Here is a 12,157-nt window from a genome sequence, read left to right on the forward strand (position 1 = left end):
GGCCCGACCGGGTACACCCTCGTCGTGACACACCCGCCCGGCGGGCGTGCGGGCTGCGGTCCGGCGGCCGACCGACGCGCCGAACCGGGCGAACACGACGATGGGAGAGACAGCCGACATGGCGCACACCGTTCCCGACATCAGCCTCAACGACGGCAACACCATCCCGCAGCTCGGCTTCGGGGTCTACCAGATCGAACCGAAGGACACCGCCGAGGCGGTGCGCCGGGCGCTGGAGATCGGCTACCGGCACATCGACACCGCCCAGATGTACGGCAACGAGGCGGAGGTCGGCGAGGCGGTCCGCGCCTCCGGGCTGGACCGGGGCGAGGTCTTCGTGACCAGCAAGCTGAACAACGGCTTCCACCGCCCCGAGGACGCCCGCAGGGCGTTCGAGTCGACGCTGTCCGCGCTGAAGATGGACCACGTCGACCTGTTCCTCATCCACTGGCCGCTGCCGACCCGCTACGACGGCGACTTCGTCTCCACCTGGAAGACGTTGGAGGAGTTCCAGCGCGACGGCCGGGCCCGCTCGATCGGGGTGTCGAACTTCCAGGTGCCGCACCTGGAGCGGCTGGCCGCCGAGGCGGACGTGGTGCCGGCGGTCAACCAGATCGAGGTGCACCCGTACCTCACCAACGAGCAGGTGCGCGCGTACGGCAGTGAGCACAACATCCTCACCGAGGCGTGGTCGCCGATCGCCCAGGGCAGGGTGCTCGACGACCCGACGATCGTCGACGTCGCCGAGCAGGTGGGGCGCACCCCCGCCCAGGTGGTGCTGCGCTGGCACGTGCAGCGCGGCGACATCGTCTTCCCGAAGTCGACCACCCCGAAGCGGATCGAGGAGAACTTCCGGATCTTCGACTTCACCCTGGACGACACGGCGATGGAGCGGCTCAGCGGGCTGGACCGGGGCGAGTCGGGCCGGACCGGCCCGAACCCGGACGAGTTCGACTACATCCCCGCCTGAGCGAACATCTCCGCCGCCCCGACGCGGCGCGACCACGGAGCGGGACCCGGGCCAGGGTCCCGCTCCGTCGTGCGCCGCAACGGGTGGCGCTCCCCGCCGGGACGGCAGGGGGCGGTCGGACGCTGTCGAGCTGACGACGTTGGCGAATCAACGGCACCATCTCCGTCATTGATGCACGTGCGTCGATATCCGTACCATCCGGGGTATGCGTGCCCGTCGTGTCACCGCCACCGCCACCGTCGCCGCGCTCGTCAGCCTGGTCGCGGTCAGCGCCGCCCGCGCCGACGACACCCCGGCACTGACCACCCCCGGCGCACCCGTGGTGGTCGCCAACGACCCGCACCGGCTCAGTCTGACCTGGACCCCGTCGACGTGGAAGGGCGAGCCGGGCGGCCCGATCACCTACGACGTGCGCTCGCCGATCGGACCGAACGCCTACCGGGGACTGGGTAGCACGCAGACCAACGCCGTCACCCTCACCGACCTCGCCCCGGGCACCGACTACCGGATCGCCCTCCAGGCGTACGCCCTCGGCGGCTACTCCGACACCTCGGCGGTCACCACCGTGCGCACCGCGTACGGGCGGGCGAAGGTCGACTACCTCAACCTCGACTGGGCACCCACCGACAACCAGGCCCAGTTCCGGCTCGCCGTCACCAACACCGGCACCGCACCACTGGACCTGACCACCGTGCGGGTCCGCTACCACCTGCGCTTCGAGAACGGCAACGCGGCGCTGACCAGCGAGTGCGACTGGGCGACGCTGGGCTGCGCCACCATCCGCCGTACCCTCCAGTATTTTCCGCCGCCCGCGCCGCCGCCCGGTCCCGGCCCGACGCCGACCCCGACCGTCTACCCGGTGCCCGGCACCCCCTTCCCCGGCTGGGTGGAGCTGACCTTCACCACCGGCGTCCTCGCCCCCGGGGCCTCCTCCGGGCCGATCCAGCTGCGGCTGCACCGGCCGAACTGGACGGCGATCGACGAACGCGACGACCCGAGCTGGCAGGCGGCCACCGGCGCGTGGACCCCCAACAGCCGGATCACCCTCGACGTCGACGGGGTCCGCGAGTACGGCGACAACTGGGGCTGACCGCCGTCAGGTGTGCGCCTGCCCGCCGACGGCCGTTCGCCGTCGGCACGCGTCACGCACGGGCATCGCCGGCGACGGCGCGCTGGGCCGCGACGATCGTGTCGACCGGCAGGCCGAGGCCGCAGAGCACGGCGGCCAGGTAGTCCAGCACCCGCCAGTGCTGCTCGTCGGTCAACCCGAGCCGCCGCCACGCCCCGCCGGCCGCCCGCCCACCGTCCCCGCCGGGGTCACCGAGGGCCACGGCCAGCAGGGCGGTCAACCGGCGGGCGAGCCAGGGCCGGTCCAGCCCGATCAAATACGGCGCCAGCTCGGCGTCCGACGCGACCAGGCGCAGCCAGCGGATCACCACCGCCCGTACGCCGGCCGGGCCGAGCCAGTCGAACGCGTTCCGGGGGCAGGTGACCAACTCCGTCGTCCGCACACCCGTCAGTACGGATCACGGCGCACGCTCAGTTCATCCCGGGCAGGCATGACCACTTCAGCCAGCGTCGCCACCTGGCCGGAGCGGTCCCGTCGGGCGTCGTCACCCGTGGCGAGACCGGCCCCGACCCCGGCGCGCACCGCATCGGGTTCAGGTCGACGCCCGGTGGTCCGCCAGGAACGCCAGGGTGGTCTGGTTGGCCGCCCAGCCGTCGGGGAACTTCACCGGCACGTCCAGGTGCACCGACTCCGTCGACGGGTGGGCGTCGAGCAGCTCACCGATGCCGGCGCGGGCCACCACGATGCAGGCGTGCCGGTGCCGGGAGGTCAGCACGCACAGCCGACCCGACTCCAGGTGGAAGTTCGTCGCGTCCCGCCGGCCGGAGAGCGGGTGCAGCACGATCGTCACGTCGTACTCGCGGCCCTGGAGCCGGTTGGCGGTGTCCACGGTGATGCCCGCCCCTTCCGGGCCGAGGTGGGCACGGATCGCGGCGGCCTGGTCGCGGTGCGCGGCGCCGACGGCGATCCGGTCGGCGGTGACCGGCGTGCCGGCCGGCGCGTGCTCGGAGACCGCGACCGCGCCCCGGTGCAGCACGCGCAGGGCGAGCGCGGCGCACGCCGCGGCGGCCTCCGCGTCGGTACGCAGGGTGTGCCGGGCCGGCAGCTCGTGCAACGCCCAGCCGGTGCCGACGGCCAGCTCCACCGCCGCGTCGAGCGCGTCGCCAGGCCCGGGCCGGGTCAGCGTCAACGCCCGGTCGGCCGGGCCGGTGCCGGCACGGAACCCGGTGAACGGGTAGAACGCCGCCGCGACCACCGGGGCCGCCGACGCCGGTAGCCGCCAGGACACGGGCAGCCGGTGCACGGGCAGCTGCGGGTTGTGCCGCAGCAGCACCGCCACCGCCGCCTGCATCGGGTCCCAACTCAGGCCCGTCCAGCGCAGCGTCTCGACGGTGGAGAACGGGTCGAGCTGCCCGGGGTCACCGACGAACAGCGCCCGTTCGAACCTCCCGGCCACCCGCAGCAGGGCATCCGACCGCATCTGGTACGCCTCGTCGACGATCGCCCACGGCCACTGGCCCGCGGTGACCGTGGCCCACTTCGCCGCCGTACCGATGGTGACGGCCGGGTCGCCCAGGTCGGCGACCTTCGACGCGACCCGGACCGTGTCGTGGCCCCGGACCCGCTCCGACGGCCGGTAGTCGGTCGCCGACAGCCGGCCGATGCGCAGCTCGGGGGCTTTGGTGGCGAGCCGGTCGATGAGGTCGTCGACCTGCTCGTTGGTCTGCGCCACGATCATCAGCGGCTCACCGGCGACGGCCAGCTCGACGGCGGCCCGCACCACGAGGGTCGACTTGCCGGCCCCGGGCGGGGAGTCGACCACCACGCCCCGGTGGTCGCCTGCGCGCAGGTCGGCCAGGACGGCCGCGACGACCTGTTCCGCCTCGACGGCGGGCGGCACCTCAAGCCCGATCATCGGCTCCCCTCCTGCCTGCTGAGTCTGGACCCTACCGGCAGGGGTACGACCGGCCGGCCGGACCGCCAGCGTTGGACGGTCCTTTCCGACACGGCGGTTTTGTCCGGTGTCCGACACGGCATCGGAAAGGCCGGTGGGGCGACGTGGCTGCTCCCGGCGGCGGCCGGTGCGACGGGCCGGGCCCGGGCTGTCGACCGGGACGCCACCGGCCCGGCGCGACCGGCTGACCGGCGCGTTCTCCACGATTCCAGCGACGTCGACAGATCTGCCGGTGTCGTCGGGACTGTTCCGGTCCGCCCACCGGGCGACGCCGAGGTCGGCGACGACGTCGGCGTCGGCGGCACGAACGGTGTGATCCGCCCCCGAACAGTTGCCACCGGCGGTCGCCCTTTCGCACCTCCGCTTACCCATTCGGCGGATCACAGGCTATTGACGGCAACGATAGAAAGGACGCCTTCCCGTTCTTCCGCCCCGGGACCTGAACCACACCCCGCGTCCTGTGCACGGGACTGCCCGATTCAACGTCGACGGGCGAGGCGGAGCACGCGATTCACGAAGAGGAGAGCGTTCCCCATGACATCTCGTTCTCGGAGCGACTCTGCCAGCAGCGACCCGGCCGCAGTTCCCGCCCATTCCCCTCCGGCCGGCAGCTTTCTCGGCGGCCTCTCGCCCGAGGCCCGCCATGCCCTGGCCCAGGCCGGCACCCGGCACGACTACCCGGCCAACGCCACGCTGTTCCACCAGGGCGACCCGTCCCGGCACGTGGTGCTGATCGAGCAGGGCTGGGTCAAGGTCACCTCCACCTCACGGCAGGGTTGGGAGGCGCTGCTGGCCATCCGGGGACCGGGCGACATCCTCGGTGAACTGTCCGCCGTGGACGCCCGACCCCGGCTGGCCACCGTCACCGGGTTGTCGCCGATCCGGGCCGTGGTGCTGACCGCCGAACGGTTGCACCGCTGTCTGGCTGACAACCCCGAGGTCGCCCTGTCGTTGCTGCGTCACCTGGCCTCCAGCCTGCGTGAGGCCGACGGCCGGCGGGTCGAGTACGGGTCCAGCAACGGCGACCACCGGCTGGTCGTCCTGCTGGTGGAACTGCTGGACCGGCACGGTGTGCCGACGCCGGAGGGGATCGCGCTCGACCTGCCGCTGACCCAGCAGGACCTCGCCGCGTCCGTCGGGGTGTCCCGGGAGGTGGTGGCCCGGACGCTGCGGGTGCTGCGGCACCGGCAGGTGCTGCTCACCCGACGGCGACGGATCGTGGTGGTGCAGCCGGAGCTGCTGCGGTCCCTGGCCGGTTCTGTGTCGATGTCGACATCCGAGCCGTAGGGCTCGACATCGAGCGCAGGGCCCGATTTCGGGACCCTCATCGGGACGGCAGTCCTGCGGTTCCGAGGAGTCCCATGTACCGAGCAGCCCGTGTCCCCAACGACCGCGTCCTGCACCGACGGGTACGCGCCGCCGTCGCCGCCCCGGGCGGGGGCGTCGACCGTCCCGGCCGGCCGGAGGGGGACCGGCAGGCGGCGCTGCGGCTGGCGGAGCGGCTGATCGCCGAGGCCCGCGAGGAGCTGCGCCGGGCGGACGCGAAGGCGTCGCAGTGGCTGACCATGTCGGGCGGTGTCGTGCTGGCGATGCTGACCGTGCTGACCGGCACCCGCTGGTCGCCGGGGCGGTTGACCGGCGCGGCGGCCTGGGCCTGGTGGTCGGGTTGCGCCTGCGCCGCGGTTGCCCTGTTCGCCCTGGCCATGGCGTTGTTGCCGAGGACGGCGGGCGCCGCCGAGGTGCGGCAGGTCGCGTACTTCGGGCACGTGTACCGGCTGCGCGACCCGGCACTGGTCCGCCGGTACGTCGAGCGGGCCGCACAGGACACCATGCCGGGCCTGATCTCGCAGCTCTGCTGGCTCAGCCGGCTGGTGATGACCAAGTACCGCTGGGTCCGCATCGGGACGGTGCTCATCGCGCTCGCCGCCGCCCTGGTCGCGTTGGCGCTGCTCTGACCGACCCGTCGACACCTGACCGACCCGTCGACACCTGACCGACCGAGGAGAGGAGAGACCGGTGGCTTCCCACACCGAGGACCCGAACAGGACGTCCACCTGGTGGTCGCGGACGAGCTTCGCCGGCCGGCTGTCCGATGCCGACCGGGCCGCCCTGCTGCGCATCGGCGGGCGGCAGGAGTTCCCGTCCGCGCACGCCCTGTTGCGGCAGGGTGACCGGGGTCGCCACCTGCTGCTGCTGACCACCGGACAGGCCCGGATCATGGTCGAGGGCAGCCGGCAGGGGCCGCGGGGGATCGCGCTGCGGTTCGCCGGTGACCTGGTCGGTGAGCTGTCCTATCTCGACGACGGTCCCCGGTCGGCCTCGGTGGTCGCCGTCGGGCCGGTGGTGGTCCGCCGCATCCCGGCCGAGGCGTTCGACGACTACCTGCGGCGGCATCCGACGGCACACCGGTCCTTCGCCCGGTTGCTGGCCGATCGGCTCCGGGCGGCTGACAAGCGGACCGTCACCGCGTCGTTCGACACGACCACCCGGGTCGCCGCCGTGCTGGCCGATCTGACGGTCCTGGTGGACGACGAACTGGTCGCCCCCACCACCCAGCGGGAGCTGGCCCAACTGGTCGGCGCGTCGCAGATCTCGGTGCACCGGGCGTTGCGCCGGTTGGCGCACCTGGGCCTGCTGGTGACCCGGCACGGCTCGATCGTGATCGTCGACGAGGTCGGGTTGGGACGGTTCGCCGATTCGGCGGCCGACCCCATCACCTGATGTAGATCAACTAGCCGGTTTCACAATTCCCGCCGCAGAGTCGAAACCGGCCCACCCCTCAGTAGAAAAGGACGAACAATCGCCATGGAACTTCCACGACACTGGACCGTCGTCTCGTTGGACATCGTCAATTCCAGCGCGGGCGGATACCCGCGTCAGTCCGATCTGGCGACCACGGTGGAGCAGATAGTCGGCCGGATCGAGCACCGGTGCCCCTACCCGGGTCGCTGGATCCGTCGCGAGCGCGGCGACGGGGAACTCATCCTCGTTCCGGCCGACGTGCCGATCGCCTGGGTCCTCGCCGGTCTGCTGCCCCAGCTGCGACAGGAGATCCTCGACCACAACCGCAACAAGCACCCCGACCACCTGCTCCGGCTGCGGGTCGGCATCGACTGCGGAGACGTGAGCGTCGACACCGCAGGCGTGCCCCGGGGCGGCGACGCGATCGTGGACGCGGCCCGACTGCGCGACTGCGGCGCCAGCCGGGAGGCGGCGGTCGCGGTGCCGGCCGCGCCCGTGGTGGCGGTCGTCTCCGACGAGGTCTACCGCCGGGTCGTACCGGTCAACGCCCTCGGCATGGAGTCGTGGATGTTCCGGTCCGTCCGCGCGGTGGTGCCGGACAAGACGTTCCAGGCCAACGCCTGGCTCCACCTGCCGTCCCAGCCGCCGCCGGCGGTCAGCGCGGCGGTCGACGGGCCCGCGACGGCGCAGACCCCCGACCGGTCCGCGTCCGCGCCGGCCGGCGACCCACGGGACCTGGCCCGCCTGGCCCGGCAGGCCGCCGGCCTCCACCGCAACCACGACGCCCGCCAGCAGGGCGACAACGTGGGACAGATCGTCTACGGCGACCACGCGACCGTGACCAACCACGGTCCGATCAGCAAGGGAGGAGGATCGGCATGACCACCGACCCGCCCGCCAACGGCGACGAGAAGAACACCGCGGCGAGCGACGGCACGCCGGACCACCCCGTCACGGAGGAGAAGTCGTCGCCCGACCCCGGTGAGGCCGCCGCGCCGGCCCCGGCCGAACAGCCCGGTCGCTCCCCGGCGCCGGACCCGTCCGGCCCCGGGCAGGGCGACGCCCGCAACCGGATGAACCAGATCCGCGCGTCCGGCGCGAAGCCCGTCCCCGGCGACTCCGGCGGCAAGGACGAGAGCTGGCACCACGCCGACGACCCGGTACGCGGCGGCACCGGGCCCGACCCGGTCTTCTCCAACGTCGGGCAGACCGTCTACGGCGACCACGCCATGCTCATCAACATCCAGCTCTCCGACGGGCGTCGGATCACCCTCCTGCGGTCCCAGCGCACCCAAGCCGAACTGCTCGAGGCGGAGCACACCTCGGTGATGGTGGCCTGCTTCGACGACGCCCTCGAACGCCTCCGGGACAAGCGGGTCGTCGTCCTGCGCGGCGGCGTCGGCACCGGTCGGCGGACCACCGCCGAGCTGATGCTGCGGCACGTCGTCGGGCTCGACCGGGTGGTCGGCATCGAAGACCCCGAGGTGACCCTCACCCAACTGGCCCGGCAGGAGGGGCTGCTGCTCAAGGACCACGGCACGGTGCTGGAGCTGCCCGCCAGCGAGGCGGTGACGATCGGCACCCTGCGCGCCTTCGAGTTGCTCGCCCGCACCGACTCGGCCTACGTGGTGATCCTCGACGGACACGGCGACACCGCCGACCCGACCCTCGCCCAGCACACCGTCGACTACACCCCGCCGCCGCCGGAGAACGTGCTCCGCCGGCACCTGCGGCGGCTGCTGCTGCGGCAGCGGGGCTGCGCCGACAGCTACGCCGCGTGCGACGGCGACTGCTGGGAGGAGTTCATCGACCGGTGCGTGACGCACGACGGGATCGCCACCGAGCTGGCCGCGCACCCCCGCCCCCGGCAGACCGTCGAACTCGCCCAGTCGCTGGCCGGCTGGAGCGGGGTCGACGAGGAGCTGGGCATCGCCCTGGGCGGACTGCGTCGCCGTCGCCGCGACGTCGTCGCCCGCCTGCTCAAGCAGGACAGCGCGGAGAAGGTCCTGGAGGACCCGCAGGCCGCCCCGCGCCGGCAGGCGTTCCAGCTCGCCTACGCGGCCCTGCACGACCTCCCGTTGGCTGACGTCTTCGACGCCAGCGAGTTGTTGCTGGGAATCCTCCAGGCGGTGGAGAGCGGTGCCGAACGGCCGCTCCGGGTGGTGTTCGACGGCGGCGTCGAGCAGATGCTGCACGCCTGGGGCGGCGAGTCCCCCCTCGCGGCGGCCGAGACCGGCGAGCAGCCCCGCCGGGCCCGGCTCGCCGATCCCCGCCTGCTCTTCGACGTCCTCGACGTGGTGTGGCACGACTTCGACGGCGTCCGGTTGCCGCTGCTCGTCTGGTTGGAGGAGCTGGTCTTCACCCGCCGCGACGAGGTCCGGCGGCGGGCCGCACAGATCACCGGCTGGCTCGCCACGTACGACTTCGACGAGGTCTGCAACGGGATGCTCCGGCAGTGGGCGGCCGACGAACGGGGCACCGGCCGGCAGGCCGCCGCCTGGGCGCTGCACGTCGCGGCGTACGACGACCGGCTCGTCGCCCGCATCCAGGGTCGGGTGCTCAGTTGGGTACGCAGCGCCAACCCGGCGCTGCACGACACCGCCGCCCGCGTCTACAGCACCCGCATCGGCCGCCTCGCCCCCGCCGACACCCTGCGGGAGCTGCGTACCCTGGCCAGCCGGGACGACCTCAACGGCAGCGCCTCGGTGGCGCGGGCGCTGATGGACCTCTACCCCGTCGCCCCCGAGGAGACCTGGCGCACGCTGGTCGCCTGGAACGACGAGGACCTGCACCGGCTGCGGGTGCACGCCGCCCGGGGCATGACCCTGCTGGGACGGCTCGCCGGTCCGGCCCCCCACGAGGGGTGGCCGCTGCTGCTCACCGCCGTCGAGGGCTTCACCCCGGAGCCGGCTGAGCTGGCCGCGCTCTGGCGGGGTGCGCTCGGCGACCCGACCACCGCCCCCCGGTCCTGGAAGACGCTGCACATGTGGCTGCAACTGGGCGACGAGGACCCGGTGCTGGCCGACCTGCTGGTCGCCCTGTTCTCCGCGGTGTTCGTCGGCCGGCTGGTCGGCCGCAGCCGCTTCTATCTGCGCGACTGGTCCCGGCAGTCGGCCACCGCCCGCCGCCTGCTCGCCCCGCCCGGCGCCGCCGCCGTCGGCGGGGCCACCACCGATCCGTCACAGCCCACCTGAGGAGGCAACCCGTGAGCATTCCGACATCCGGCCGTACCGTCGCCCGGCGCAGTCTGTGGCGTCGGCTGGTCGACTGGTTCCGTGGCACCCCACGGGGGCAGGTCACCAGGGACGAGGAGATCACCTACCAACCGACCGACGACAGCACCCTGCTGACCGCGCTCTGCCAGGGTGACGTCTACGAGTTCCAGGTACACACCACCCTGGTCTGGTCCGCCTTCCTGCCCTACCACGACCTCGTCGCCGAGGCGGGTGAGTTCACCGCCAGCGCCCGGGACACCGTCCGCGAGCGGATCTGGGAGGTGGCGCGGAACTTTTCGCCCTACCAGTCGGTGGAGGCGGAGCAGGCGATCCAGGAGGCGCTCAACCCGCAGTGGTGCTACCGGGGCGCCGCCGGCATGGTGCGGTGCCGGGCCAAGGTGCGGGTGCTGCCCGACCCCCGGGTCCGTGACCACCTGCTGCCGTTCGAGCAGCGCAAACTCGACGTCGAGGCGAACACCACGCTGGCCCTGCTGCGCGCCGACCGGTTCGAGCAGGTGGCGCGACGCTGGCAGCAGCTGTTCGACACCCTCGGCCACGACGCGATGGTGGCGTACGCCGCGCAGCTCGCCGATCCGACCGTCTCGGCCGTGGTCACCAGCCTGGTCAACCACCGGCGGGCGAGTGCGGTGCAGCTGGTCGACGTGCTGCGTCAGGCCAGCAAGGACCACGAGAACGTCGGCCTCTACGAGTTCGCCAGCGCCTACGACGCGGCCCTGCAGACGCTGCGCCGGCAGATGCACCTCGACGAGGGCGGCTTCCCGATCGCAGCGGTCGAATCCGGGGCCGAGTCATGAGGCCCGACCCCACCGACGGCCCCGACCGCGTCCACGGCCCCGACCGCATCGACGGGCCGGGCGTGCTCGACGGGCCGGGCATGCTCGACGGGTCCGGCCCGGTCGGGAAGGCCGGCCGGGGCAGCGGGCACAGCAGGGGCACGGCGCTCGGCCGGGTCACGCTGGCGGCGGTCACCGTCGCGGCGCTCAGCCTCGGTGCCGGATGCGGCGGCGAGGAAGAGCCACCGGACCCGTGCGTGACCCCCGCCGGGTCTGCGGCCCCGACCGGGGTGGGCCGCACGGCCGTGCTGCTGGACGTCTCGGCGTCCACCCGGGGGGCCGGGTCGGCACCGGACTGGGCGGCGGAGGTGGACGCCCAGGTGGCTGCCGCCGTCGACCGTGGGGACGTGGTCTCCATCGGCGCCTTCGACGGCTCAGCGTCCACCGTCGCCTGGGCGATCCGCGACCGGGCGACCGCACCCACCAGCACCCGACCCAACAACCAGCGGCTGGAACGCGAAGCGACGAAGTCCTGCCTGCGCAGGTCGGTCACCCAGGCGGCGCGGATGCCGGCCCGTACCGACGGCACCGACGTGTTGGGCGCGTTGGGTGTCGCCAGTGGACAGACCGCTCCCGCCGGCGAGGCCCGCCGGACGGTGGTGATCGCCACGGACGGGTTGGGCACCGTCGGCTGCACCGACCTCAGCCGGGCCCCGGCCGGTGGGGCGGCAATGATCGAAGCCGCCGTCCGGGACTGTCCGGCGCGCGCCGGATGGCCCACCGAGCTGGCCGGAAACCACCTGGTGATGCTCGGGGTGGGGCATCCCGCCGAGGGCCAGCCGATTCCGGAGACCGGGCAGCTGGCCTGGCTGCGGCAGTACTGGCGACGGCTCTGCGCGGCGGCGCAGGCAGCCTCCTGCGAGGTCTCCACCGCCCCGGTGCCCGTGCGGTCCGGGGGAACGGGGGGCGGGGCCGGCCAGCCGCCCACCGACCCACCGGTCAGTTTCCGTCCCGAGGGGGGACCGCCGCTGCCGGAGCCGGACGGCACCGTCTGGCCGGTGCCGTCGGCCACGTTGTTCGCCACCGACTCCGACGAGGTGGGGCCGGCCGGGATCGCCCGGCTCGGGCAGATCAGGAAGGAGATCGGCGAGGACCGGGTCACCCGGGTCGAGGTCGTCGGCTACACCGACTCCCGGGGCAGCGACCGCCACAACCAGGACCTGTCCGAACGCCGGGCCGCAGCGGTCGGGGCGGTCCTGCACGGCCTGGGGCTGCCCACGCCGGTCACCAGGGGCGCCGGGGAGACCGGCCGGATCTGCCTGACCGAGCAGCGGCCGGGCGGCGCCTGGGACGAGGAATGCCTGCAGCGCAACCGAAGGGTCGAAATCGTGATCAGCACAGAGAGCGGATGAG

11 protein-coding genes are annotated in these 12,157 nt (G+C 73.3%); 9 read left to right on the forward strand and 2 right to left on the reverse strand.

Going from position 1 to position 12,157, the window contains the following annotated elements; genetic code table 11:
- Window positions 1-118: 118 nt before the first annotated feature.
- On the forward strand, window positions 119-970 hold the full coding sequence (locus tag JQN83_RS25055; protein WP_208569679.1) for an aldo/keto reductase: 852 nt from the start codon (window positions 119-121) through the stop codon (window positions 968-970).
- A 205-nt stretch (window positions 971-1,175) separates the two neighbouring features.
- On the forward strand, window positions 1,176-2,060 hold the full coding sequence (locus tag JQN83_RS25060) for a cellulose binding domain-containing protein (RefSeq protein WP_208569613.1): 885 nt from the start codon (window positions 1,176-1,178) through the stop codon (window positions 2,058-2,060).
- Window positions 2,061-2,112: 52 nt separating this feature from the next.
- On the opposite strand, the gene JQN83_RS25065 is transcribed toward JQN83_RS25060, so the two are convergent.
- Both JQN83_RS25065 and JQN83_RS25070 read right to left on the reverse strand, forming a co-directional pair.
- Window positions 2,113-2,481 (reverse strand): globin family protein, encoded by a 369-nt coding sequence (locus JQN83_RS25065; protein WP_208569614.1) that lies wholly within the window; start codon window positions 2,479-2,481, stop codon window positions 2,113-2,115.
- Window positions 2,482-2,631: 150 nt separating this feature from the next.
- Window positions 2,632-3,954: an AAA family ATPase gene (locus JQN83_RS25070; protein ID WP_208569615.1), complete on the reverse strand. Its 1,323-nt coding sequence runs from the start codon at window positions 3,952-3,954 to the stop codon at window positions 2,632-2,634.
- Between the two features lie 573 nt (window positions 3,955-4,527).
- Here JQN83_RS25070 and JQN83_RS25075 point away from each other — a divergent pair.
- From JQN83_RS25075 to JQN83_RS25105, 7 genes are all read left to right on the forward strand, one after another.
- Complete coding sequence (locus tag JQN83_RS25075) at window positions 4,528-5,280, forward strand: Crp/Fnr family transcriptional regulator (protein ID WP_208569616.1); 753 nt, start codon at window positions 4,528-4,530, stop codon at window positions 5,278-5,280.
- Window positions 5,281-5,354: 74 nt separating this feature from the next.
- Entirely contained in the window at window positions 5,355-5,948 is a 594-nt protein-coding gene (locus JQN83_RS25080; protein WP_208569617.1) for a Pycsar system effector family protein, read from the forward strand.
- Between the two features lie 61 nt (window positions 5,949-6,009).
- Window positions 6,010-6,714: a Crp/Fnr family transcriptional regulator gene (locus tag JQN83_RS25085; RefSeq protein WP_208569618.1), complete on the forward strand. Its 705-nt coding sequence runs from the start codon at window positions 6,010-6,012 to the stop codon at window positions 6,712-6,714.
- 84 nt (window positions 6,715-6,798) lie between these two features.
- Window positions 6,799-7,617 carry a nucleotidyl cyclase domain-containing protein gene (locus JQN83_RS25090; protein WP_208569619.1) on the forward strand — a complete coding sequence of 273 codons (819 nt, stop codon included), beginning with the start codon at window positions 6,799-6,801 and terminating at the stop codon, window positions 7,615-7,617.
- Window positions 7,614-9,929, forward strand: coding sequence for a hypothetical protein (locus JQN83_RS25095; protein ID WP_208569620.1), 2,316 nt, complete (start codon window positions 7,614-7,616; stop codon window positions 9,927-9,929). The genes JQN83_RS25090 and JQN83_RS25095 overlap by 4 nt, the downstream gene beginning before the upstream one ends.
- Window positions 9,930-9,940: 11 nt before the next feature.
- Complete coding sequence (locus JQN83_RS25100; RefSeq protein WP_208569621.1) at window positions 9,941-10,765, forward strand: hypothetical protein; 825 nt, start codon at window positions 9,941-9,943, stop codon at window positions 10,763-10,765.
- Complete coding sequence (locus JQN83_RS25105; protein WP_208569622.1) at window positions 10,762-12,156, forward strand: OmpA family protein; 1,395 nt, start codon at window positions 10,762-10,764, stop codon at window positions 12,154-12,156. Before JQN83_RS25100 ends, JQN83_RS25105 begins: the two co-directional genes overlap by 4 nt.
- The last annotated feature ends 1 nt before the right edge of the window (window position 12,157 follow it).

It is taken from the genome of Micromonospora antibiotica (assembly GCF_017599305.1).
GTDB classification, from domain to species: Bacteria; Actinomycetota; Actinomycetes; order Mycobacteriales; family Micromonosporaceae; genus Micromonospora; species Micromonospora antibiotica.

Bases quoted from the DNA above. Each gene is read 5' to 3' on its own strand.
- JQN83_RS25055 (WP_208569679.1), top strand. From the start codon at position 119: ATGGCGCACACCGTTCCCGACATCAGCCTCAACGACGGCAACACCATC.
- JQN83_RS25060 (WP_208569613.1), top strand. From the start codon at position 1,176: ATGCGTGCCCGTCGTGTCACCGCCACCGCCACCGTCGCCGCGCTCGTC.
- JQN83_RS25070 (WP_208569615.1), bottom strand. From the start codon at position 3,954: ATGATCGGGCTTGAGGTGCCGCCCGCCGTCGAGGCGGAACAGGTCGTC.
- JQN83_RS25075 (WP_208569616.1), top strand. From the start codon at position 4,528: ATGACATCTCGTTCTCGGAGCGACTCTGCCAGCAGCGACCCGGCCGCA.
- JQN83_RS25080 (WP_208569617.1), top strand. From the start codon at position 5,355: ATGTACCGAGCAGCCCGTGTCCCCAACGACCGCGTCCTGCACCGACGG.
- JQN83_RS25090 (WP_208569619.1), top strand. From the start codon at position 6,799: ATGGAACTTCCACGACACTGGACCGTCGTCTCGTTGGACATCGTCAAT.
- JQN83_RS25095 (WP_208569620.1), top strand. From the start codon at position 7,614: ATGACCACCGACCCGCCCGCCAACGGCGACGAGAAGAACACCGCGGCG.
- JQN83_RS25105 (WP_208569622.1), top strand. From the start codon at position 10,762: ATGAGGCCCGACCCCACCGACGGCCCCGACCGCGTCCACGGCCCCGAC.